This window comes from Duganella qianjiadongensis, from assembly GCF_009857915.1.
GTDB lineage: Bacteria > Pseudomonadota > Gammaproteobacteria > Burkholderiales > Burkholderiaceae_D > Rugamonas > Rugamonas qianjiadongensis.
In genome coordinates, this window is record NZ_WWCM01000008.1 from 32,916 (window position 1) to 54,420 (window position 21,505).

20 protein-coding genes and 1 tRNA gene are annotated in these 21,505 nt (G+C 62.4%); 13 read left to right on the top strand and 8 right to left on the bottom strand.

The genetic code is table 11. The features are described from left to right. Positions 1-163: 163 nt before the first annotated feature. Positions 164-2,347 (top strand): putative bifunctional diguanylate cyclase/phosphodiesterase, encoded by a 2,184-nt coding sequence (locus GTP27_RS12825; protein WP_161039576.1) that lies wholly within the window; start codon positions 164-166, stop codon positions 2,345-2,347. On the opposite strand, the gene thiL is transcribed toward GTP27_RS12825, so the two are convergent. Beyond that, entirely contained in the window at positions 2,337-3,305 is a 969-nt protein-coding gene (gene thiL / locus GTP27_RS12830) for a thiamine-phosphate kinase (RefSeq protein WP_161039577.1), read from the bottom strand. The genes GTP27_RS12825 and thiL overlap by 11 nt on opposite strands. 307 nt (positions 3,306-3,612) lie before the next feature. Between thiL and GTP27_RS12835 the strand changes: the two genes are divergently transcribed. The 10 genes from GTP27_RS12835 (at position 3,613) to GTP27_RS12880 (ending at position 15,879) form a co-directional block, all read left to right on the top strand. Further along, positions 3,613-5,931: an NADP-dependent malic enzyme gene (locus GTP27_RS12835; RefSeq protein WP_161039578.1), complete on the top strand. Its 2,319-nt coding sequence runs from the start codon at positions 3,613-3,615 to the stop codon at positions 5,929-5,931. Positions 5,932-6,135: 204 nt separating this feature from the next. Next, the gene (gene gmd / locus GTP27_RS12840; RefSeq protein ID WP_161039579.1) at positions 6,136-7,179 is read left to right on the top strand and encodes a GDP-mannose 4,6-dehydratase; all 1,044 of its coding nucleotides are present in this window, start codon (positions 6,136-6,138) and stop codon (positions 7,177-7,179) included. Between the two features lie 10 nt (positions 7,180-7,189). Continuing rightward, the gene (locus tag GTP27_RS12845) at positions 7,190-8,092 is read left to right on the top strand and encodes a GDP-mannose 4,6-dehydratase (protein ID WP_161039580.1); all 903 of its coding nucleotides are present in this window, start codon (positions 7,190-7,192) and stop codon (positions 8,090-8,092) included. Then, the gene (locus GTP27_RS12850) at positions 8,089-9,264 is read left to right on the top strand and encodes a glycosyltransferase family 4 protein (RefSeq protein ID WP_161039581.1); all 1,176 of its coding nucleotides are present in this window, start codon (positions 8,089-8,091) and stop codon (positions 9,262-9,264) included. The genes GTP27_RS12845 and GTP27_RS12850 overlap by 4 nt, the downstream gene beginning before the upstream one ends. A gap of 6 nt (positions 9,265-9,270) precedes the next feature. Continuing rightward, complete coding sequence (locus GTP27_RS12855) at positions 9,271-10,392, top strand: glycosyltransferase family 4 protein (RefSeq protein ID WP_161039582.1); 1,122 nt, start codon at positions 9,271-9,273, stop codon at positions 10,390-10,392. Between the two features lie 66 nt (positions 10,393-10,458). Beyond that, positions 10,459-11,160: a winged helix-turn-helix domain-containing protein gene (locus tag GTP27_RS12860; RefSeq protein WP_161039583.1), complete on the top strand. Its 702-nt coding sequence runs from the start codon at positions 10,459-10,461 to the stop codon at positions 11,158-11,160. Next, positions 11,153-12,541, top strand: a complete 1,389-nt coding sequence (locus GTP27_RS12865) for a sensor histidine kinase (RefSeq protein ID WP_161039584.1) — start codon at positions 11,153-11,155, stop codon at positions 12,539-12,541. Before GTP27_RS12860 ends, GTP27_RS12865 begins: the two co-directional genes overlap by 8 nt. Before the next feature lie 124 nt (positions 12,542-12,665). Next, a complete protein-coding gene (locus GTP27_RS12870) occupies positions 12,666-13,913 on the top strand; it encodes an efflux RND transporter periplasmic adaptor subunit (RefSeq protein ID WP_161039585.1) in 1,248 nt (415 codons plus the stop codon). Further along, complete coding sequence (locus tag GTP27_RS12875; RefSeq protein ID WP_161039586.1) at positions 13,910-14,650, top strand: ABC transporter ATP-binding protein; 741 nt, start codon at positions 13,910-13,912, stop codon at positions 14,648-14,650. The genes GTP27_RS12870 and GTP27_RS12875 overlap by 4 nt, the downstream gene beginning before the upstream one ends. Positions 14,651-14,655: 5 nt before the next feature. Beyond that, positions 14,656-15,879 carry an ABC transporter permease gene (locus GTP27_RS12880; RefSeq protein ID WP_229633792.1) on the top strand — a complete coding sequence of 408 codons (1,224 nt, stop codon included), beginning with the start codon at positions 14,656-14,658 and terminating at the stop codon, positions 15,877-15,879. 29 nt (positions 15,880-15,908) lie between these two features. Here the strand turns inward: GTP27_RS12880 and GTP27_RS12885 are convergent, their stop codons facing one another. The 4 genes from GTP27_RS12885 to GTP27_RS12900 all read right to left on the bottom strand — a co-directional run bounded on the left by GTP27_RS12885 (position 15,909) and on the right by GTP27_RS12900 (position 17,626). Beyond that, positions 15,909-16,349: a hypothetical protein gene (locus GTP27_RS12885; RefSeq protein ID WP_161039587.1), complete on the bottom strand. Its 441-nt coding sequence runs from the start codon at positions 16,347-16,349 to the stop codon at positions 15,909-15,911. Positions 16,350-16,464: 115 nt separating this feature from the next. Further along, positions 16,465-16,893, bottom strand: coding sequence for a DUF6691 family protein (locus GTP27_RS12890; protein WP_161039588.1), 429 nt, complete (start codon positions 16,891-16,893; stop codon positions 16,465-16,467). A gap of 1 nt (position 16,894) precedes the next feature. Continuing rightward, positions 16,895-17,329: a YeeE/YedE family protein gene (locus tag GTP27_RS12895; RefSeq protein ID WP_161039589.1), complete on the bottom strand. Its 435-nt coding sequence runs from the start codon at positions 17,327-17,329 to the stop codon at positions 16,895-16,897. A 3-nt stretch (positions 17,330-17,332) separates the two neighbouring features. Next, the gene (locus GTP27_RS12900; protein ID WP_161039731.1) at positions 17,333-17,626 is read right to left on the bottom strand and encodes an ArsR/SmtB family transcription factor; all 294 of its coding nucleotides are present in this window, start codon (positions 17,624-17,626) and stop codon (positions 17,333-17,335) included. A gap of 143 nt (positions 17,627-17,769) precedes the next feature. Between GTP27_RS12900 and GTP27_RS12905 the strand changes: the two genes are divergently transcribed. Next, complete coding sequence (locus GTP27_RS12905; protein ID WP_161039590.1) at positions 17,770-18,333, top strand: cytochrome b; 564 nt, start codon at positions 17,770-17,772, stop codon at positions 18,331-18,333. A 55-nt stretch (positions 18,334-18,388) separates the two neighbouring features. Here the strand turns inward: GTP27_RS12905 and GTP27_RS12910 are convergent. Beyond that, positions 18,389-18,473: transfer RNA gene (locus GTP27_RS12910), tRNA-Leu, on the bottom strand. A 291-nt stretch (positions 18,474-18,764) separates the two neighbouring features. Between GTP27_RS12910 and GTP27_RS12915 the strand changes: the two genes are divergently transcribed. Further along, complete coding sequence (locus GTP27_RS12915) at positions 18,765-19,148, top strand: gel scht (protein WP_161039591.1); 384 nt, start codon at positions 18,765-18,767, stop codon at positions 19,146-19,148. Between the two features lie 76 nt (positions 19,149-19,224). Here the strand turns inward: GTP27_RS12915 and GTP27_RS12920 are convergent, their stop codons facing one another. Beyond that, positions 19,225-20,949: an ArnT family glycosyltransferase gene (locus tag GTP27_RS12920; RefSeq protein ID WP_161039592.1), complete on the bottom strand. Its 1,725-nt coding sequence runs from the start codon at positions 20,947-20,949 to the stop codon at positions 19,225-19,227. A gap of 103 nt (positions 20,950-21,052) precedes the next feature. Further along, on the bottom strand, positions 21,053-21,322 hold the full coding sequence (locus tag GTP27_RS12925) for a type B 50S ribosomal protein L31 (RefSeq protein ID WP_161039593.1): 270 nt from the start codon (positions 21,320-21,322) through the stop codon (positions 21,053-21,055). Positions 21,323-21,505: the final 183 nt, after the last annotated feature.

Genomic DNA, 21,505 nt, shown 5'->3' on the forward strand with positions numbered 1-21,505 from the left:
CTTTACGCCGCTTGCCAGTGATGCACCTGCCGTTTGCCTGAAGCGCAACATTTATTTTCAACATCTGCGATTGGCGTGCGACACGGATTGATCAAGGTGATAATATTGCCAATTAAACTCGCAGCCACGCAGCGGTGAACCGGTACGCCAACTTGGAGGTGCCATGATCAGCCAGAACGATATCTATCACGCCCGTATCCTGATCGTTGACGATCAGCCGGTGAACGTGGAATTGCTGCAATACCTGCTGCAATCGAGCGGCTATCAGGCCGTCAGTGCCACCACCGATCCGCGCGTGGTGGCCGGCTGGCATGCAGCCCAGCGCTACGACCTGATCATCCTCGACATGCAGATGCCGGACATGAGCGGTTTCGACGTGATGGCGGCGCTGAAGCCGCTGGAAGCCGATGCCTGGCTGCCGGTGCTGGTGGTCACGGCCCAGCCCGACCACAAGATACGGGCGCTGGAGATGGGCGCGCGCGATTTCCTTAGCAAGCCTTTCGATCCCTTGGAAGTGCTGACCCGCATCCGCAACCTGCTGGAAGTGCGCCTGCTGCACCGCGAAGTAAGACGTTACAACGCCGGGCTGGAACAGACCGTGCGCGAGCGCACGGCGGAATTGCAGCGCTTCCGCAGCGCCATGGATGCGACTGCCGACGCCATTTTCCTGCTCGATGCGGCCAGTGCCGAACTGGTCGATGTGAACGATGGCGCCTGCCGCATGCTGGACTACCGTTGCGACGAACTGCTGGGCCAGTCTGCCAGCCGGCTGGGGCTGGGCACACCAGCCGCGCTGCGCGCCATGATGGGGCAGCTGGCCATCGAAGGGGCGCCGCCCATGTTGCAGGAACTGGAACTGATGCGCAGCGATCTGGTGGCCGTGCCGGTGGAACTGAGCTGGCAGCTGATGCAGCGTCCCGATCAGCCCGACGTGCTGCTGGGCGTGGCGCGCGACATCAGCGAACGCCGGCTGGCCGCCGAGCAGTTACAGCGCATGGCGCACTACGACAGCCTGACGGGCCTACCCAACCGCACGCTGTTCTTCCGTACGCTGGAAAGCGCGGTGGCGCTGGCGCCGGAGCAGGACCAGTGCATCGTGGTGATGTTTATTGCGCTGGACCGCTTCAAGAGCGTCAACGATACGCTGGGTTCGTTGCATGGCGATGAACTGCTGCGCCAGTTTGCCAACCGCCTGATGCAGTGCGTGCGCCTGCGCGATACGGTGGGGCGCATGGGCGGCGACGAGTTTGCCCTCATCCTCAGCGCGCCACGCGAACAGCTAGATCCTGTGCAGACGGTGCACGATGTGCGCGCGGCCCTGCGCCGGCCGTTCGAACTGGAGGGCCACCGTGCCGAGCTGAGCGCCAGTATCGGCATCGCCATGTATCCGGACGACGCGACCGATGCGCAAGCGCTGGTGCAGTTCGCCGACATTGCCATGGAGCGGGCGCGCCAGTCGGGCCGCGACGGCTTCCGCTTTTACACGGCGGGCATGAATGCCCAGGTGGCCGCGCGGCTGGATCTGGAGCTGGCTCTGCGCCGTGCACTGGAGCAGGAGCAGCTGCTGCTGTACTACCAGCCCAAGGTGCAGCTCGATACGGGGGCACTGGCGGGGGCCGAGGCGCTGCTGCGCTGGCAGCGGCCCGATTACGGTCTGGTCTATCCGGCCGAATTCGTCTCCGTGCTGGAAGATACGGGGCTGATCGTGCGCGTGGGCGCGTGGATTATCGACGCTGCCTGCCGCCAGATCGGCCAGTGGCTGCGCAACGGCGTGGGACCGGTGCGGGTGGCGGTCAATGTCGCCAGCCGCCAGTTTGTCGAATGCGATCTGGCGCAGATTGTGCAGACGGCGTTGCAGCGCTATGGCGTGCCGCCCGAACTGCTGGAACTGGAACTGACGGAAACGGCGCTGATGTCGAATTCCGAACGCACCATCGGCGTGCTGGCCCAGCTCAAGGAAATGGGCCTGAAGGTGGCCATCGACGATTTCGGCACCGGCTATTCTTCTCTGGCCTATCTGCAGCGTTTCCCCATCGACAAGCTGAAAATCGATATTGCCTTCGTGCGCGATATCACCACCAATCCCAATGACGCAGCGATCGCCCGCGCCATCATCAATATGGCGCACAGCCTCAAGCTGCGGGTGATCGCGGAAGGGGTGGAAACGGACGACCAGCTCGACTATCTGCGCCACAGCGATTGCGACGAGATACAGGGCTTCCTGTTCAGCCAGCCTTTAACGGCGGCCGATATGGCCACGCTGGTCCATTCGGGGCGCGGGCTGGCGGCCACCGTGGCAAGCGCCGAGCCGGGCCATCTCGGCCCGCCTTTGCCGCTTACGACGTGAAGTGATCGAAGCCCTGCAACTGCAGCGAGAGCGCCGCGCCGCTGGCATCGGTCAGGCGCAGGCCGCTGGCTGCTTCGATGGTGCCCACATGGGTGACCGGCGTGGCTACGCTGGCCGCTGCAGCGAGGATGGCACTGCGCGCGCTGACGGGCGCGGTAAAGCAGATTTCATAATCATCGCCGCCCGCAGCCGTATAGGCGCGGCGCAGCGCCGCGTCGCGGGTGGCCAGCACGGCACCGGCCGGCAGCGCATCGACGTTCAGCGTGGCGCCCACACCGGACTGCTTGAGGATGTGACCCAGATCGCCCACCAGACCATCGGATATATCGATGGCGGCGCGGGCTATGCCCTGCTGTGCCAGCAGCAGGCCCAGTTCCACCCTTGGTACGGGCAGATGCATGCGCACGGCAGCGGCCTGCAGGCTGGCGGCATCGAGCGCCACTTCCTTGCGGTAGCCGGCCAGTGCCAGACGGGCATCGCCCAGCGTGCCGCTGATCCAGATATCGTCGCCGGCCTGTGCCGCACTGCGGCGCAGCGCCTGTCCCGGCGCCACTTCGCCAAACACGGTGATGCAGATATTGAGCGGGCCCTTGGTAGTGTCGCCGCCTATCAGTTCGATGTTGAAGGCATCGGCCAGCGCGAACAGGCCGCGGGAAAAGCCGTCCAGCCAGTCGCGCTCGGCTGCAGGCAGGGCCAGGGCCAGCGTAAAGCCGACGGGACGGGCACCCATGGCAGCCAGATCGGACAGATTCACGGCCAGACTCTTGTGGCCGAGCCGGTAGGGGTCTTCGCCCGCAAAGAAATGGCGGCCTTCCACCAGCATGTCGGACGAAATCGCCGTCTGCATGCCGGCCGCGGGGGTGAGCAGGGCGCAATCGTCACCGATGCCTAGGGTGGCTCGCTGGGGGTGACGGGGGCGCTGGAAGTATTGCTGGATAAGGTCGAATTCGGAGAGCATGGCATATTGTACGCCCGTGCTGATACCCCTTAGCACTAGGTAGCGCTAACCTGTCGCTGGTATTGCAAATTTCTATTAAATTTCATCGGTCGATATGAAATTGCGATCATTTCCGAAAAGTGCATATGTTGAAGCGAACTTAGGATTAATGCCGCTAAAAGCGTCAAAAATTCGGTCTTGCTGTGTTCCACATATCAATAATGCTGATAACCGTCATAGCTGTTGGTGAAAATACCTACTTAATTGAAAGAATTGGTCTGTTAGAATCAATGGCTTTCCGACAGTACAAACAGGAAGGCAGCACAGCATGGATTCGTCCTCCGAGAAAAAAGAAGAGCTCCGTCAGCAATTGCGTCTGGCCGCGCTCGAGTATCACGAGATTCCGACGCCGGGCAAGATCAGCGTCACGCCCACCAAGCAACTGACCAATCAGCGCGATCTGGCGCTGGCCTATTCGCCGGGCGTCGCTGCGCCCTGCGAAGAGATCGTGGTTGATCCGGCCAATTCCTATAAATACACGGCACGCGGCAATCTGGTGGCAGTGATCACCAACGGTACTGCCGTGCTGGGTCTGGGCAATATCGGCCCGCTGGCAGCCAAGCCTGTGATGGAAGGCAAGGGCGTACTGTTCAAGAAGTTTGCCGGCATCGACGTATTCGACATCGAAATCAGCGAATCCGATCCCGACAAGCTGGTCGACATCATTGCTTCGCTGGAACCGACTTTCGGCGGCGTGAATCTGGAAGACATCAAGGCGCCCGAGTGCTTCTACATCGAACGCCAGCTGCGCGAGCGCATGAAGATTCCCGTCTTCCACGATGACCAGCACGGTACCGCCATCATCGTCGGCGCGGCCATTCTGAACGGCATCCAGTACGTCGGCAAAGATATCAAGAACTGCAAACTGGTGGTGTCCGGTGCGGGCGCTGCGGCGCTGGCCTGTCTGGACCTGATCGTCGATCTGGGCTTCCCGCTGGAAAACATCTTCGTGACCGATCTGGCCGGCGTAGTCTACAAAGGCCGTACCGAGCTGATGGATCCGGATAAAGAGCGCTTCGCCCGCGACACTTCGGCGCGCAGCCTGGGCGAAGTGATCCACGATGCCGACATCTTCCTCGGTCTGTCCGCCGGCGGCGTACTGAAGCAGGACATGGTCCGTGCCATGGCTGCCAAGCCGCTGATACTGGCGCTGGCTAATCCGAATCCGGAAATTCTGCCGGAAGACGTGCGCGCCGTGCGCGACGACGCGGTGATCTGCACCGGCCGTTCGGACTACCCGAACCAGGTCAACAACGTGCTGTGCTTCCCGTACATCTTCCGTGGTGCGCTCGATTGCGGCGCCACCACCATTACGCGCGAAATGGAAATCGCCGTCGTACACGCGATTGCCGAACTGGCGCACGCCGAGCAGTCCGACATCGTTGCCACCACCTATGGCGTGAGCAATCTGTCGTTCGGCCCGGAATACCTGATTCCGATGCCCTTCGATCCGCGCCTGCTGATCAAGATCGCGCCTGCCGTGGCCAAGGCGGCGGAAGATTCGGGCGTGGCGACCCGTCCTATCAAGGACCTGCAAGCCTATGCCGACAGCCTGCAGCAGTTCGTCTACCGCAGCGGCACCTTCATGAAGCCGCTGTTCCAGCTGGCCAAGAAGACTGCGGCCGATCTCAAGCGCATCGTCTACGCCGAAGGCGAAGAAGAGCGCGTGCTGCGCGCCGTGCAGGTGGTGGTCGACGAGAAGCTGGCCCGTCCGATACTGGTGGGCCGTCCGGCCGTGCTGGAAACCCGTATCGCCAAATTCGGCCTGCGGCTGAAGCAGGGCATCGATTACGACGTGATCAACCCTGACCATGACGAGCGCTATCGCGACTACTGGCAGTCCTATTACGAACTGACCTCGCGCAAGGGCGTGACGCAGGAATACGCCAAGCTGGAAATGCGCCGCCGCCACACCCTGATCGGCTCCATGATGATCAAGAAGGGCGATGCCGACGGCATGATCTGCGGCACTTTCGGCACTACCCAGCTGCATCTGCACTACATCGATCAGGTGCTGGGCAAGCGCGAAGGCGCCTGCGTGTATGCTGCCATGAACGTGCTGATCATGCCTGAGCGTCAGCTGGTCCTGGTCGATACCCACGTCAACGAGAATCCGAATGCCAAGGAACTGGCCGCGATTACCGTGATGGCGGCCGACGAGATGCGCCGCTTCGGCCTGTCGCCGCGCGCCGCGCTGCTGTCGCACTCCAACTTCGGTTCGTCCAACAGCGAATCGGCGCAGAAGATGCGCGCCGCGCTGCAACTGGTCAAGGAACTCGATCCGTCGCTGGAAGTGGACGGCGAAATGCACGGCGATACGGCGCTCGATTCCAAGCTGCGCAATGCCATCATGCCGCACTCGGAACTGAAAGGTGACGCCAACCTGCTGGTGATGCCTAACATCGATGCTGCCAATATTGCCTACAATCTGGTGAAGACGGCAGCGGGCAACGGTATTGCCGTCGGTCCTATCCTGCTCGGCTGCGCCAAGCCCGTGCACATCCTGACCCCATCGGCCACGGTGCGCCGTATCGTCAACATGACGGCACTGTGCGTGGTGGATGCTGTGGCCCAGCGCAAAGTCTGATGCTGGCGGCGTTGCTGCGCTGAAGTAAATAATAAGGCCGGTTCGGTGACGAACCGGCCTTATTTGCCTTTTGGTTAAGGTTTTCTTGAACCAAAGGTAACGAGTTGTAACTAATGTAATGACATATTTGGTGAGAAGTGCGCCAGAAGTGGTCTGTTACAATAGCTGGCTATACAGCCTCAGATGATTTGGATTTGATTCACCATGGATAAAAGAAAAACAGCCCTGATTACGGGCATCACCGGCCAGGACGGTGCTTATCTGGCCCAATTGCTGCTGGAAAAAGGTTATCAGGTCTACGGTACGTATCGCCGCACCAGCTCCGTCAATTTCTGGCGTATCGAAGAGCTGGGCATCCAGTCGCATCCGCATCTGTCGCTGGTGGAATATGATCTGACCGATCTTGGCTCCAGCATCCGTTTGCTGCAGAACACGGCACCGGACGAAATCTACAATCTGGCGGCTCAGAGCTTTGTCGGCGTGTCCTTCGAGCAGCCGGTGACGACGGCAGAAATTACCGGCATCGGTCCCGTCAATCTGCTCGAAGCTATCCGCATCGTCAATCCGGCAATCCGCTTCTATCAGGCGTCGACTTCGGAGATGTTCGGCAAGGTGCAAGCCGTGCCGCAGAAGGAAGATACCCCGTTCTACCCGCGCAGCCCGTACGGCGTAGCCAAGCTGTATGCGCACTGGATGACGGTGAACTACCGCGAGTCCTACGGCATATTCGGCAGCTCCGGCATCCTGTTCAACCATGAATCGCCGCTGCGTGGCCGCGAGTTTGTGACCCGCAAGATTACCGACTCGGTAGCCAAGATCCATCTGGGCCAGCTCGATGTGCTGGAACTGGGCAACCTCGACGCCAAGCGCGACTGGGGCTATGCCAAGGAATATGTGGAAGGCATGTGGCGCATCCTGCAGGCTGACCACGCCGATACCTATGTGCTGGCCACCAACCGTACCGAAACCGTGCGCGACTTCGTCAGCATGGCATTCAAGGCCATCGATGTGGCGCTGGAATGGAGCGGCGCAGCCGATCACGAAATCGGCACCTGCAAGAAAACCGGCAAGGTGCTGGTGCGCGTCAATCCGAAATTCTACCGCCCGGCCGAGGTGGAACTGCTGATCGGCGATCCGGCCAAGGCCCGCAAGGAACTGGGCTGGGAACCGTCCACCACGCTGGAACAATTGTGCCAGATGATGGTGGAAGCCGACCTGCGCCGCAATCGCGCCGGTTTCTCGTTCTAGGGATACGGCCATGACGATGGAAGGCGCCGGCAAGCGCGCCCTGATTACCGGGCTGTCCGGCTTCACCGGCCACTACGTCGCCGAAGAATTGCGCGCCGCCGGCTATCAGGTCTACGGCACCATTACGCCGGGCCGCACTGCGGCGGAAGGCGAGTTTGCCGTCGATCTGAATGACGGCGCCGCGCTGGCACAGGTGGTGCAGCAGGTGCAGCCCGACGTGGTGGTGCATCTGGCGGCCATCGCCTTCGTGGCCCATGGCGACGTGGAGCAGATCTACCGCGTCAACGTGATGGGTACGCGCAATCTGCTGCAGGCGCTGGCCGCGCAATCGCATCGGCCTTCCGCCGTGCTGCTGGCGTCGAGCGCGAACATCTATGGCAATACCGATGTGGGCGTGATCAGCGAGAGCGTGGCCGCTGCACCGGCCAATGATTACGCCGTCAGCAAGCTGGCCATGGAATACATGGCGCGGCTGTGGCAGGACAAGCTGCCGCTGATCTTTGTCCGTCCTTTCAATTACACCGGCGTGGGCCAGCAGGAGAACTTCCTGCTGCCGAAAATCGTCGGGCATTTCCGCCGTCAGGCCAGCGATATCGAGCTGGGCAACCTGCATGTGTGGCGTGATTTTTCCGATGTGCGCATGGTGGCGCGCTGCTACCGTCGCCTGCTGGCCGCAGCGCCGGTAGGCCAGACTTTCAATGTCTGCTCCGGCCACGGCTGGTCGCTGGGCGAAGTGCTGGACATGATGGGCGAGATCGCCGGCTACAAAATCAATGTGCGGGTCAATCCCGCTTTCGTGCGTGCCAATGAAGTGGTGCGGCTGGTGGGCGACCATGCCCGTCTGGCGGCCGCCATCGGTCCGCTGGAGCCGGTGCCGCTGGCCGATACGCTGCGCTGGATGTACTCGGCGTGAGCAGCGCGAGCAAGACTGCCGGACTGCGCGTCGGGCTCTCCACTACCACGCTAGAACCGGCGCTGACAGGCGGCCGTCTGGACGGCCTGGGCGTGTACAGCCGCGCGCTGCTGCAGCATCTGCCTGCGGCCGGTGTGGAAGTGCTGCCGTTTTCGTTTGCGCCGCCCGGCGACAAGCTGCGCCTGACGGTGGGTAAGCCTTTGCCGCTGTCGTTCCCGCTTGCCACGCTGGGCGATCTGCTATTGCCTGCCTCGGTACATCTGAGCACACAGGCGGCGCTGGGGCGCAATGCTGCACCCATCGATATTTTCCATGCTACCGATTACCGCATTGTGCGGATGGATTGCCCCGTGGTGGCAACGCTGCATGATGCCCTGCCGATTTCGCATCCCGAGTGGTGCAGCGCAAAGCAGCGCAAGCTGAAAAACTGGCTGCAGATTAAGGCAGCGCGCAAGGCGCAGCATGTGATGACGGGTTCGCACTTCTCGATCCGCGAGCTGGTGGAGTGCTTCGGCGTGGATGAGCGGCGCATCAGCGTGGTGCCGCATGGCGTGCGGGCGGAATGGTTCGATGCGCCGCCGGCCGGGGCTTGCGAGGCCATGCTGCAGCAATATGGTTTGCGCGCCGGTTACTTCCTGACCGTAGGGACGCTACAGCCGCGCAAGAATGTGGGCCGTCTGCTGGAAGCCTATCTGGCGCTGCCGCCGGTATTGCGTTCGGCGCGACAGCTGGTGATCGTCGGTGCGCCGGGCTGGCGCAGCGAAGAGCTGGTGGCGCAGATCAAGGCGGCACAGCAGCGCGGCGAGAATGTGGTCTGGCTGGACCAGCTGACCGACGACAGCCAGCTGCAGCAGCTCTACACCTGTGCCGGCGCTTTCATTTTCCCTTCGCTGCACGAAGGCTTCGGCCTGCCGCTGCTGGAAGCCTTTGCCAGCGGCGTGCCGGTGGCCTGTTCCGGCACCACCTCGCTGCCGGAAGTGGCCAACGGCGCCGCGCTCGAATTCGATCCGCTCTCGGTGGGCGAGATCAGCAACGCCATGACCACGCTGGTGCGCGACGATGCGGTGCGCAGCCGCTGTATCGCTGTCGGCCGCCGGCGCGCGCTGGAACTGACGTGGGACGTGGCGGCACGCCGCACGGTGGCCGTGTACCAGCAAGTCCTTAACCAATAATCTGCCATGCGCGTACTCCATTTCTACAAGACCTATTATCCCGATACCTGGGGTGGCATCGAGCAGGTGATCCGCCAGCTCTGCGTAGGCACGGGCAAGCTGGGCATCCATAACGAAGTGCTGACGCTGACGCGCGATAGCGGCCCGCAGCAGATGGAAATCGAGGGCCATACGGTGCATCGCATGCCGCTGGATTTCGAAATTGCTTCGACCGGTTTCTCGTTCGCCGCCATCCGCCAGCTGGCAAAGCTGGCCCGCGAAGCGGATGTGATCCATTACCACTTCCCGTGGCCGTTCATGGATCTGGCCCACTTCATGGCGCGCATCAAGAAGCCCAGTCTGGTGACCTACCATTCGGATATCGTGCGGCAGAAGAATCTGCTGCGCGTGTATGGCCCGCTCAAGCGCCAGTTCCTGCGCGATGTGGACGTGATTATTGCCACGTCGCCCAACTACATGGCGTCCTCGCCCGTACTCAAGCGCTTCCGGCACAAGACCCGTACCATTACCTACGGGCTGGATAAGAGCATCTATCCGTCGCCGCGCGCGAGCGTCAAGCAGCAGTGGCGCGAGCGCTGCGGCGAGCGCTTCTTCCTGTTCGTGGGCGTGCTGCGCTACTACAAAGGCCTGCACATCCTGCTCGACGCCATGGCCAAGCTCGATTATCCGGTGGTCATCGTCGGCGCCGGCCCCATCGAGCAGGAGCTCAAGCAGCATGCCGAGCGGCTGGGCCTGACCCACGTGCTGTTTGTCGGCGCGCTGGAAGAGGAGGACAAGGTGGCGCTGCTGGAACTGAGCTACGCCATGGTGTTCCCTTCGCACCTGCGTTCGGAAGCGTTCGGCATTTCGCTGCTGGAAGGCGCAATGTACGGCAAGCCCATGATCTCCAGCGAGATCGGCACGGGCACCACCTACATCAATATCGATAACGAAACGGGGCTGGTGGTGCCGCCGGATGATCCGCAGGCGCTGGGCACAGCCATGCGCACCTTGTGGGAAAACCCCGAGCGTGCCGCCGAAATGGGGCGCCGTGCCGAAGCCCGCTACTGGGAACTGTTCAGCGCAGAGACCATGGCGCGCAACTACGCTGCGCTGTACCGCGAACTGGCTGGCCAGCCAGCCGCCTGAGAGCAGGTCGCCCGCGCCGTGCCGGCGCGGTAAAATAGCTCCACCCCAGAATAGCCGGAGAGCCGCGTGCGCTGCCTAGTCATAGAAGACGAGATCGACACCTCGAATTACATCTGCAAGGGCTTGCGCGATGCAGGTCACAGCGCCAGCGCCTGCGCCAGCGGCGCCGAAGCCAAGGCGCTGGCGCTGGGCAGCGAGTGGGATATCGTCATCCTCGACCGCATGCTGCCCGGTGTGCGCGATGGTCTCGCCATCGTTGAACAGATGCGCGCGCAGGGCAAAACCACGCCCGTCATCATCGTCAGTGCGCTCAATTCCATCGAGGCGCGGGTGGGCGGCCTGCGCGGCGGCGCCGACGACTATCTGTCCAAACCGTTTGCCTTTTCCGAACTGCTGGCACGGGTGGAGGCGCTGCAGCGGCGCAGCGCTCCCGGCGCCGACAGCGCCCAGCTGCAGGTGGCCGACCTCAAGCTCGATCTGCGCACTCTGCGCGTCACCCGCGGCAACAAGGTAATTGCTCTGCAGCCGCGCGAATACCGCCTGCTGGAATACCTGATGCGTAACGTGGGGCAGGTGGTCACCCGCACCATGCTGCTGGAATCCGTGTGGGACTACCACTTCGATCCGCAGACCAATGTGATCGATGTGCAGATCAGCCGTCTGCGCGCCAAGGTCGATAAGGATTTCCCCGTGATGCTGATCCACACCCTGCGCGGGGTGGGCTACCGCATGGGCGACGGGCCGGAAACGGGTAGCGCACTTGAGTAGGCTGCGCACCTCGATCGCCATCAAGCTGGTGCTGGGCTACGGCCTGCTGGGCACCGCGTCGATTGCGCTGGTGTCGGCCGTGTTCTATCGCGGCACGGTGGGCGTGCTGGAGCGCGAGAACGATAGCCGTCTGATCGCCCAGGCCGACCGGGTGATGGCGCGCGCTATCGGCCGGCCGCACAAGGTGCTGCTGGCCGAAGTACGGCGCCAGCTCGATGACGGCATCGACAGCGACCGCGAGATTTTCGAACTGGTGGCACTGGACGGCCATGGCGAGGTGGGTAATCTCAGCAGCTGGCCCGTGCTGTCGCCCGAACGCGAAGACGACAGCCAGCAGCTGGTGACCTCGGTGGTGCTGCGCGCGGGCCTGCCTACCCGCGCCCGGCTGGTAATGCGGCCGCTCAAACAGGGCGGCATGCTGATCGTGGGACGCGATCTGGCCGAGCAGGAAGCCGTGCGCACGGTGATCTGGCATGCGGTGCTGGCCGGTGCCGCCGTGTCGCTGTTGCTGACGGTGGGCGGCGCGCTGCTGTTCCGCGGCATGACGGAACGGCGGCTGGGCGCGATCCGCCGCACGGCGGCGCAGATCGAGGCGGGCGATCTGAGCTCGCGCATACCGGTGGCAGGCGACGATGAATTCGCCCTGCTGGGCAGCGATATCAACCGCATGCTGGACCGCATCGAACGGCTGATGGATGGCATCCGCCACGTATCCAACGCCATCGCGCATGACCTGCGCACGCCGCTGGGGCGGATCCGCAGCAAGCTCGATGAAGCACTGCGGCTGGAACCCAGCGTGCCGCGCCTGACCGGGGCAGCGCACGATGCGATCGACCATATCGATGACCTGATCCGCCTGTTCGAGCGCCTGCTGCAGATCGCCGAGGCGGAATCGGGCGTGCGTACCCGGCTGTTCGAGCCACTGGCGCTGGCGCAGATAGCGCGCGATATGGGCGAGATGTACGAAGCCAGTGCCGAGGACCGCGGCGTGACGCTGACGCTGGAACTGGACGACGCCGTGCAGGTCGACGGCGACCGCAATCTGCTGGCCAGCGCCGTGGCCAGCCTGCTCGATAACGCCATCAAGTATGCCGGTGCCGGTGCGCAGGTCAGGCTGGGCGTGCAGCAGTATCAGGGCCGCGCCGCGATTGTGGTGGCCGATACGGGGCCGGGCATACCCGCCTCGGAGCTGGGCAAGGTAACCCAGCGCTTCTACCGCGTGGACGCCAGCCGCCATTTGCCCGGCAATGGTCTGGGGCTGGCCATCGTTTCGGCCACGGCACTGTCGCATGGCGGCGAGCTTCAGCTGGAAGATGGTGCACCGGGGCTGGTGGCGCGCATACTGCTGCCGCTGTCCACGGTGGCGCTGGCGGCGCGCTAAAGCCCGGCGCCGTGCGCAGGCCGGATGCCCCTCATCCGGCCGGATTGCATTTATGGCAAAATTCATGAATACTCTGCGTGTTGATCCGCATATCGACGGATCTCGCTCAGGGATAAATGCAACGATGGCTTTTCTGACCAAGAAAAAGATCGTGCTGGCCGCTGGCCTGCTGATCGTGGCCGGCGCAACGTCGGTCTGGTATGCCCGCTCCAAACCCGCTGCCGTCGAGGCGCCGCGCTTCCGTACCGCCCCGGTCGACCGCGGCACCATCACCCAGACCGTAACGGCCACCGGTACCATCAATCCGGTAGCGCTGATTAATATCGGTTCGCAGGTGTCCGGCACGGTGAGCGAACTGAAAGCGGATTTCAACGACCATGTAAAAAAAGGTCAGGTGCTGCTGAAGCTGGACCCGACCATCTTTAACGCCGTGATCGCCCAGAGCGACGCCCAGCTGGCATCGGCGCGGGCCAATCTGGTGCTGGCGCAGGCGACCTTCCAGCGCAACCAGACACTGGTGGCGCAGAGCTTCATGTCCTCGCTGACGCTGGACCAGTCGCGCCGCGAGGTGGATGTGGCCAAGGCCAATGTGCAGCTGGCGCAGGCCCAGCTGGCAAGGGCGCAGGCCGATCTGAATAACTCGGTGATCCGTTCGCCCATCGACGGCGTGATCATCAAGCGCACGGTGGATCTGGGCCAGACCGTGGCCGCCTCGTTCACCACCCCGACGCTGTTCCAGATCGCGCGCGACCTGACCAAGATGCAGATCGATACCAGCGTCTCCGAGGCCGACGTGGGGGCGCTGAAAGAAGGCCAGCTGGCCCGCTTCGTGGTAGACGCCTATCCGGACAAGGAGTTCGAAGCGCGCATGCGCCAGTTCCGTCTGGCCGCCAACGTGGTGCAGAACGTGGTGACCTATAACGTGGTGCTGGACGTGGACAACAATGAAGAGCTACTCAAGCCCGGCATGACGGCACAGGTGCGGCTGCTGGTAGGCAACCGCGAGCAGGTGCTGCGCATACCCACGGCGGCGCTGCGCTTCCGCCTGAGCGACGAGGAAATCGACAAGCAGAAGCAGAAATCCAAGGCACAGGCCAGTGCTTCGGCCAGTGCCAGCGCTGCAGCCAGCGCCGTTGCGAGTACGGCCGCCAGTCCGGTGCCCCCGCCGGAAGATGATGCAGCCTTCCGCAGCAAGAGCGAACTGTCGCGCACCTTCAAAATTTACACGCTGGACGACAAGAACCAGCCGGTGGCGAAAGATATCCGCATCGGTCTATCCAACTTCCGCTACACCGAGGTGGTGGGCGGAGAGCTCAAGCAGGGCGACAAGGTAGTGACCCGCGCCATCAACGAGAAATCGGGTGAGCTGTGACAGCGCCGCTGCTGATCGACATCCGTCAGGTCACCAAGAGCTACCACTCCGGCAACGTCGAAACGCAGGTGCTGTTCGGCGTTGATCTGGCCGTGCCACGGGGCGATTTCGTCGCCGTCATGGGGCAGTCCGGCTCCGGCAAATCGACGCTGATGAATATCTTCGGCTGTCTCGATCAGGCCAGCGGCGGCAGTTATTTTCTGGATGGCGTGGATACGCTCACCCTGTCGCGGGCAGAACTGGCCACCATCCGCAACCGCACCATCGGCTTTGTGTTCCAGAGCTTTAACCTGATCAAGCGCATGAGCGTGGCCGAGAACGTGGCGCTGCCGCTGATCTATGCGGGCGTGTCGCGTTCCAGGGCCCATGCCAAGGCGCTGCTGGAACTGGAACGGGTGGGACTGAAGGAATACGCCAAACGCACGCCCAACCAGCTGTCCGGCGGCCAGCAGCAGCGCGTGGCGATTGCCCGTGCGCTGGTGGGTGATCCGCCGCTGATACTGGCCGACGAACCCACCGGCAACCTCGATACCCAGACCAGCATCGACATCATGCGCTCGTTCCAGCAGCTCAACGAGCAGCGCGGCATCACCATCCTGCTGGTGACGCACGAACCCGATATTGCCGCCTATGCCAAGCGCCTGATGCGGCTCAAGGATGGCCGCGTGCTGTACGACGGACCGGCTGCGGAAGGCCTGCGCCAGCTGGCGGCCAGCCACGAAGCTATCACGGTATAAATCATATGAATCCTTTACAGATTGTGGTGGAAGCGTTCCGCTCCATGATGGCCAACCGCTTGCGTACGCTGCTGACCATGCTGGGCATTATCATCGGGATTACCTCGGTGGTGCTGCTGCTGGCCGTGGGCGACAGCATGAAGCGCTTCATCGCCAAGGAGCTGGAGCAGCTGGGCACCAATATGCTGTTCGTTTCTCCCGGCGGCGACCGCGCCCAGCAGCAGCGCATGCGCACCGGCGCGGCACCGGCGCTGACCATGGCCGATGCGGCTGCGCTGAACGAACTGCCGTCGCTGGCTGGCGCCGCCCCCGTGCTGCAGGGCGGCTTCAATCTCGCGGTGGGCAACGAGAACGCTTCCAAGACGGTGCATGGCGTGTCCACTGCCATGTTCAAGATCCGCGGCTGGAAAATCGATCAGGGCAATGTATTCAGCGATGCCGACGTGCGTGCCGCCGCGCGCATGGTGGTGATAGGCCATAAGATCGCCGACCAGTTCTTCTACAAGACCGACCCGCTGGGCAAATACATCCGCATCGAGAACGTCTCGTTCCAGGTGGTGGGCGTGCTGTATGGCGAAGGCAAGCAGGTCGATGGCGGCGATCTGGCCGATTACGTGCTGGTGCCGATTACGGCAGCGGCAGCGAATCTGGTGCGCCTGCCTTTCCCCGGCAATGTGCACTACGTGGTGGCACAGGGTAAATCGGGCGGCAACCTGCAGGACGCGATACAGGATATCAATGAAACCCTGCGCGACCGCCACCACATCAAGTACGAGCAGCCGGACGACTTCCGCATCGATAACCTGGCTTCGTTCGCCGAAACGGCGCAGAAGATCAGCGCCGGACTGGCTGCCTTGCTGGGTCTGATTGGTGCCATTTCGCTGATCGTAGGCGGCATCGGCATCATGAACATCATGCTGGTGTCGGTGACGGAGCGGACGCGCGAAATCGGCATCCGCATGGCGATAGGTGCCAAGCCGCGCGATGTGCTGTGGCAGTTTCTGACGGAAGCGGTGGTGATCTGTCTGGTGGGCGGCCTGTTCGGCATCGTGCTGGCCAGCGGCGCAGCGGCGGCGATTACGGCAACCGGCAAGTTCGATGTGTTCATCACGCTGCAGGCCGTGGTGGTGGCCTGCGGCTTTTCCAGTCTGGTGGGAGTGTTCTTCGGTTTCTATCCGGCGCGGCGTGCATCGCGTCTGCTACCGGTGGATTGCCTGCGCTACGAATAGGGTAGCGGGCCGCTGCGGCGGCCCCGCTCTCAGAAATCGAACTTGTTGCTGCGGCCTTCTTGCGGCTTGCTGGCGGCCTGCGCTTGCGCCTGCTGATCGCGCAGCGCCTGTTCGCGCCGCTGCAGCGCTTCCAGTTTGCGCTGGGCCTGGCGGGCATTGAAATCGACCACGCGCTGCTGGGCGGCGCGGCCTACCTTGCTGTTATGCAGGATGGTGATTTTCTGCTGCATGGCGGCCGCCCAGAGCACAAACACCAGCACCAGTGCCAGCAGGTAGACGGTCTGCCACAGGGCGTAATTCTGCTGGATGAAGGGGAAAATCGGGCGGGCATCTTCCAGCCAGCCCTGACCTAGCGTAGCGAATAATCCTGCCAGCGCGCCCCATGCCGCTGTCTTGGCGATCAGCCAGCGGCTGGCTGTTACCCGCTCATCCCAGTAGGTTAAGGAATCAGAAGTCGTATCGCGCGGCATGGCTGTAAATCAAAGTTGTGTAAAACAAAAAGGTAGTACGAATTATGACATATTTTCCTCATGGGAAACTATTCTTCCACTAGATTTCAGTACAAAAGTCTGTCGCCGACACGCTTTAGCTGCGGCTTGTTTGCCGCCGCCGTTCGGCCAGTTCGAATACCGCCATGCCGGCGATCATGGCGGCCACAAAGCCGGCGGCTTTCGGGTAACCGGCGCCCAAGGCTACCAGTGCCGGACCGGGGCAGAAGCCGGCCATGCCCCAGCCTATGCCGAAGGCAGCGCTGCCCAGCACCAGACGGGCGGTGATGGCGTTACTGGCGGGCAGTTGCATGGGCAGCCCCAGCAAGGACAGCGGGCGGCGCCGCGCCAGCAGGAAAGTAAAGCCGCCGATGCCGATGGCGCCAGCCATCACCATGGCCAGCGACGGATCCCAGTTGCCGGCCAGATCGAGGAAACCCTGCACTTTGACGGGATTGGCCATGCCGGAGATGATCAGGCCGAGGCCGAACAGCAGGCCGGCCAGCAAGGAAGTGAGTACCAGCATGTCAGGCTCCCAGCAGATGACGTTGGAGGTAGACGGTGATAAACCCGGCTGCCATGAAAGTGAGGGTGGCGACGATGGAACGCACGGCGCCACGCGACATGCCGCATACGCCGTGGCCGCTGGTGCAGCCACCGGCGTAGCGTGTGCCGAGGCCGACGATGAAGCCGGCCAGCAGCACCACGCCCCAGCTGGCATGGATTTCTGGCGCCGTGACATAGCCGATCAGGCCTGCTACCAGCGGCGAAGCTATCAGTCCCGCCAGAAAGGCCAGACGCCAGTGGCGGTCATTACGTGGCCAGCTGAGCAAGCCGCCCAGTATGCCGCTGATGCCGGCGATGCGGCCGTTAAACAGTATCAGCACGCTGGCGGCAATGCCGATGATCAGGCCGCCGGCAAGCGACAGGCCGGGGGTAAAGTGGGTGAGGTCGATCGCCATGGTTTATCCCTTTGCAGGTTGGGGGCAATATTGCTGATACAACACTTGCATCACGGCCAGTGCCTGCGTACTGGCCACCGAATAATAGATGTTCTTGCCGTCGCGCCGCGTGTGGACCAGCTCGTTGCTACGCAACACGCCCAGCTGTTGTGACAGAGTAGGCTGGTGGATCGATAGCAGGGTTTCCAGCTCGCCCACGGAATGCTCGCCCTGCGACAGCTGGCACATCAGCAGCAGGCGATCGGGATTGGACAGCACACGCAGCAGGCCGCAGGCCTGTTGGGCGGCGGCATGCATGGCGTCTAGCGGCAGGGTAACAGTATCGGGCACGGGCTATCCTTCATTTTGTGGTTTTATATTATATTGAAAAATATAGTGTTTGTGCGATAAAATTCAAGTGCACTATATTCAAGTGCACTACTTCGACTCAAGAGGATGGTATGAACCTTTTTCGCCCACAGGCTGTACCCACGGTAGGCTGGCGTTACGACCGCATCGCTCTGGCGCTGCACTGGATCAGTGCCCTGTTGCTGGTATTTATGACCGGTCTGGGCTGGTACATGATGGAGATCGAGCACACGCCCGCTGCCAAGCCGTATTTCGTCCTGCATAAATCGCTGGGGCTGGTCGTGCTGGCGCTGGTGCTGGTGCGGCTGGCGTGGCGGCGCAGCCATCCTGTGCCGCAGCTGCCGTCGCAAATGCCGGCATGGCAGCTGCGTGCCGCGCAAATGGTGCAGGTAGGGCTGTATCTGTGCATGTTCGTTTTGCCGCTGGCGGGCATAGCAGGTGCTGCCTACAGCAAATCGGGACTGGTGTTTTTCGGCTATAGCCTGCCGCGGCTGGCGGTGGCCAACCATGACACGGCCGAGGCCTATTTCGACATCCACGGCACTCTGGTCTGGCTGCTGATAGCGCTGGTGTGCGTGCACGTGGCTGGCGCGCTCAAGCACCGTCTGGTCGATAAGGATGGCGTGTTCGAGCGCATGGTGCCGGGACGCGATTAGGCGAAACAAGCGCAAAGAAAAAAGCACTGACAAGTCAGTGCTTTTTTTGTATCTCTGGTGCCCGAGGCCGGACTTGAACCGGCACGCCTTGCGGCGGCGGATTTTGAGTCCGCTACGTCTACCAATTCCATCACTCGGGCAACGCGACCGCCATTATCACTGATTTGCCCCGTTGCTGCAAGTTCAGGGCGCTAAGCCCGCTGCGCCGGCCATAGCTTTCCTGATCCGGCCGGACATCATGCAGCCGGGCGCAGGGATTGCACGGTTTATCGCGCCAGAATGCCGTTGGTGCCAGCCTATCTGCGGCTCGTCGCATAGGCCGGATGCGGGCAGTTTTTCTTGCTATTGTGCTTACGTCAACCGCTGAAAACCAAGAGCAGCGGTGACTCCAGCAAGTGAAAAACTTCCCCCAATTGCCTACGGAGCACACCATGAAAACCCTGATTGCCGCTTTAGTTGCCACTTCCATTGCCGCCCTGAGTCTGGGCACTGCCCACGCAGGCGATGCAATGGTGCAGGTGAAACCTACCCCCAGCTATCACCTGAACCAGCAGGAACTGTACGATCTGGAACAGTCGTTTGCGCTTAGCAACGGCCAGACCATGAAGTTCACCACTAACCTGAACCGTATCTATGTGCGGGTGGATCGCGGCGCACGGGTAGAGATATTCCCTGTGGCGAAAGACCGCTTCCAGAGCGAAGCGGGGACCCAGTTCGAGTTCCGCGATGATAACGAAACCGTGGCTGTAGCGAATTTCGGTCTGCTGCCTATGGCAGAAGCTCCCGCCAAGGCGATGGTGCTGGCGCGCCGTTAATGAAGCCGGCGAGCGCTCGCCCGCTTGAATCTGTTGCGGCGCGCCGTGTAGGCGCGCCGCTAGCATGGCCGACAGCCTAGTCGGCCCGGCGGTATAGGCGGAAGCGTTCTTCGCGGTCCGCCGCACGCCGTCCTTCCCACAACAGTTCCCACTGCTTGCCGCGGTACTGCGGCAGTATCTCGTGCTCATCCCTGACCCGTATGCTGTCCTGCAGTAGCAGCAGATTGCAGCGTTGCGGCTGTATGCCTTCGAACGGCAGGGCCGCGTAATAGGCGAACGAGGCGCGCTGGGCCGGGCCCACATTGGTGGCGATGCAGCCGCCACCCGCCGGTACTTTTTCCGCAATCTGGCGCGCTACGGCCGCGTAGCTCTTCGAGTAATTGACGTCCGGCAGGAACAAGGTCATCAGCAGGATCCAGATCAGTATCAGACCACCGGAGGACAGCACCACGGCGCGCCACAGCACGGCCGGCTGGCGCGAGATACGCCAGTGCACCAGCGCGAACCAGCCTGCCGTGGCGGCCAGCGCCACCAGCAGCGCGATCCAGCCCAGTTCCGGGGTAAAGCCGGGCACCAGTTTCAGCGCGTTCTTGGCCGCTTTCGGCGGCCAGCCCGTCAGCTTGGCGAACCAGAATATCCAGATGACGGCGGCGCACAGCGTCAGCGCCATGACGGAGAACCAGTCGATGGCGTTGATGGCCCCCCGCTTCATGGTCAGCAGGCCGAAGGCGGCCATGATGGACAGCGGCGGCAGCAGCACCAGTAGCTGGCTCTGTTCCGGCAGCGGATTGAACAGGGTCAGCAGCATGCCCATGGTGACAAACGCCAGCGGCACCACGATGTGCAGCGCGCGGCGCTGGCGCCGCCAGGCCCAGACGGCCCAGCCGGCAAACGGCCAGGCCGGCCAGTAGAACCAGGTGCCTACGCGCAGGAAGAATTTGATCGACAATATGCCGGGCAGGGCTAGCTGTTCCAGATTCCAGCCCAGCCATGCCTGCAGCGGCTGCTGGCCGTAGGGTTGCAACAGCTGGGCCGGCAGCAGCCACAGGGCAGCTACGGCAACGCCTACGGCCAGCGTGGCAGCCAGATCGCGCGCGGCGCGGATGGCGGGCTGGTCCAGCCAGCGGGTGCAGGCAAACAGGGCCAGCATCAGGCAGACGGGGGTAATCCAGCCGCGCGTCAGCGTCAGCAGGCCGACGGCCAGACCACTCAGAGCGGCATTGCGCAGCGATGGTGCTTCCACATAGCGCACGGTGCGGTACAGCAGCAGGGCCACCAGCGACACCTGCAGCGCTTCCGAAGTGGTTTCATGGCTGTGCAGCAGCAGGCCCAGACAGCCCAGATAGATCAGTACGGCAGCATCGGCCAGGGTGCGGCCGAAGTCGTTCGGTTCGGGCTGGCCGCCAAAGGCCAGCCGCAGCGGCTGGGCATCCTGGCGGCGGCCCAGATTGAAGGTGGCATACCATAGCGACAGCACGCCTAGCAGGAAGATGCCGACGGTGGCCACGCGCGCCGCCAGCACGTCGCCCAGCAAGGGGCCGAACAGCTTGATACCGAACGCGCCCAGCCAGAACGCCAGCGGGCCTTCCTCCGGCATGGACAGGCCGGCGATATTCGGCCACAGCCAGTCCTGCCAGTTGCCGTGTGCCATGGTCCACATGATGCCGAAACTGGCAGCGTCGTCGTTCTTCCACGGTTCGCGTCCGATCAGGCCGGGCAGGATGTAGAGCAGGCCGAGGGCGAACAGGGCCCAGCGCGGCAGGGCTAGCGTGGCGGCGGCAGGAAGACGGACTGGCTTCATTGATCAGTGGTCGAGTCGAGTAGTATGCGAGTATGAAGGAAACGGCTTGGCCTAGAAACAAAAAAAGCAGCCAGAGGCTGCTTTTTCTGACGTAGCGGCTCGATTAGCCTGCTGCGACGGCAGTTTTGGAACCAACGGAACCAAACTTCTGACGGAATTTTTCCACGCGACCAGCGGTGTCGACGATCTTGTGCTTACCGGTGTAGAACGGGTGCGATTCAGCCGAAACCTCGATCTTGATCAGCGGGTATTGTTTACCTTCGTGCTCGATGGTTTCACGGGTCTGGATGGTCGAACGGGTAACGAATTTGAAATCGCACGACAGGTCGTGGAACACAACTTCGCGGTACTCTGGGTGGCCTTCTGGTTTCATAATTGCTCTCGGTTGAGTAGGTAGCCAAACAGCACTTCGTCGGTCGCTACTGCTTCTTGACCCGATTGCCGCTCACTTGCCTGATTTAAAAAATAATACGGTCGCGTATTATACAAGAAAATCGGGCCCGTGCCACGCTTTGCGCGGTCCGGGCCCGACGGGCAGGATGGGGGGGGCTAACGA

What these genes read in the sequence shown, in the direction of transcription:
- GTP27_RS12825 (WP_161039576.1), top strand. Translation starts at nt 164, where the DNA reads ATGATCAGCCAGAACGATATCTATCACGCCCGTATCCTGATCGTTGAC.
- thiL (WP_161039577.1), bottom strand. Translation starts at nt 3,305, where the DNA reads ATGCTCTCCGAATTCGACCTTATCCAGCAATACTTCCAGCGCCCCCGT.
- GTP27_RS12835 (WP_161039578.1), top strand. Translation starts at nt 3,613, where the DNA reads ATGGATTCGTCCTCCGAGAAAAAAGAAGAGCTCCGTCAGCAATTGCGT.
- gmd (WP_161039579.1), top strand. Translation starts at nt 6,136, where the DNA reads ATGGATAAAAGAAAAACAGCCCTGATTACGGGCATCACCGGCCAGGAC.
- GTP27_RS12845 (WP_161039580.1), top strand. Translation starts at nt 7,190, where the DNA reads ATGACGATGGAAGGCGCCGGCAAGCGCGCCCTGATTACCGGGCTGTCC.
- GTP27_RS12855 (WP_161039582.1), top strand. Translation starts at nt 9,271, where the DNA reads ATGCGCGTACTCCATTTCTACAAGACCTATTATCCCGATACCTGGGGT.
- GTP27_RS12870 (WP_161039585.1), top strand. Translation starts at nt 12,666, where the DNA reads ATGGCTTTTCTGACCAAGAAAAAGATCGTGCTGGCCGCTGGCCTGCTG.
- GTP27_RS12880 (WP_229633792.1), top strand. Translation starts at nt 14,656, where the DNA reads ATGAATCCTTTACAGATTGTGGTGGAAGCGTTCCGCTCCATGATGGCC.
- GTP27_RS12885 (WP_161039587.1), bottom strand. Translation starts at nt 16,349, where the DNA reads ATGCCGCGCGATACGACTTCTGATTCCTTAACCTACTGGGATGAGCGG.
- GTP27_RS12890 (WP_161039588.1), bottom strand. Translation starts at nt 16,893, where the DNA reads ATGCTGGTACTCACTTCCTTGCTGGCCGGCCTGCTGTTCGGCCTCGGC.
- GTP27_RS12895 (WP_161039589.1), bottom strand. Translation starts at nt 17,329, where the DNA reads ATGGCGATCGACCTCACCCACTTTACCCCCGGCCTGTCGCTTGCCGGC.
- GTP27_RS12900 (WP_161039731.1), bottom strand. Translation starts at nt 17,626, where the DNA reads ATGCATGCCGCCGCCCAACAGGCCTGCGGCCTGCTGCGTGTGCTGTCC.
- GTP27_RS12905 (WP_161039590.1), top strand. Translation starts at nt 17,770, where the DNA reads ATGAACCTTTTTCGCCCACAGGCTGTACCCACGGTAGGCTGGCGTTAC.
- GTP27_RS12915 (WP_161039591.1), top strand. Translation starts at nt 18,765, where the DNA reads ATGAAAACCCTGATTGCCGCTTTAGTTGCCACTTCCATTGCCGCCCTG.
- GTP27_RS12920 (WP_161039592.1), bottom strand. Translation starts at nt 20,949, where the DNA reads ATGAAGCCAGTCCGTCTTCCTGCCGCCGCCACGCTAGCCCTGCCGCGC.
- GTP27_RS12925 (WP_161039593.1), bottom strand. Translation starts at nt 21,322, where the DNA reads ATGAAACCAGAAGGCCACCCAGAGTACCGCGAAGTTGTGTTCCACGAC.